Annotated in this window: 1 protein-coding gene; it reads right to left on the bottom strand. The window is 52.8% G+C overall.

Annotation, left to right across the window (positions count from 1 at the left end; genetic code table 11):
• Nucleotides 1-94: 94 nt before the first annotated feature.
• Nucleotides 95-250 carry an entericidin domain-containing protein gene (locus AC1DIX_RS27870; RefSeq protein ID WP_112390507.1) on the bottom strand — a complete coding sequence of 52 codons (156 nt, stop codon included), beginning with the start codon at nucleotides 248-250 and terminating at the stop codon, nucleotides 95-97.
• Nucleotides 251-445: the final 195 nt, after the last annotated feature.

Genomic DNA, 445 nt, shown 5'->3' with positions numbered 1-445 from the left:
ACCTAGTGATGAATAAAGAGATCCGCGGTTAATGCAATTCAGCCAAAAGGCGTAGCGAGTGCAGAATAAATCCCACCCCCTATCTGTGCCTCACTTAGTTCGAGGCTGCGCGGTTCACTCGGTGGCCAGCGTTCTGTGTAGCGTCCACCGTATTGGCGGTGTCTTTGCCCATGCCGCGGATTGTGTTGCCGCAGCTAGAGAGCGCCACAGTCAACAGCGTTGCAGCGGCAATTGCAGTTATGATTTTCATGTGAGGTTTCCTTTGCGCCTAAGGAAACACTAACTTCGCAAACCGCTCGAAGTTCCCGATCGGCCGTCTTTTACCAGCTTAAGAAGTTCACGATAAGTCCGCATTTCGAAGCGCGATGGTGACGCCATCAGTAAGCGCGACACCGGGACATTCATTTTGGAACTGTTGGACTGCCTTTGCGATGCCGGCTCCAAC

The organism is Massilia sp. 05N420, from assembly GCF_056397205.1.
Note: the sequence above shows the minus strand (reverse complement) of the source record. Positions and strands in the feature narration are given on the sequence as shown.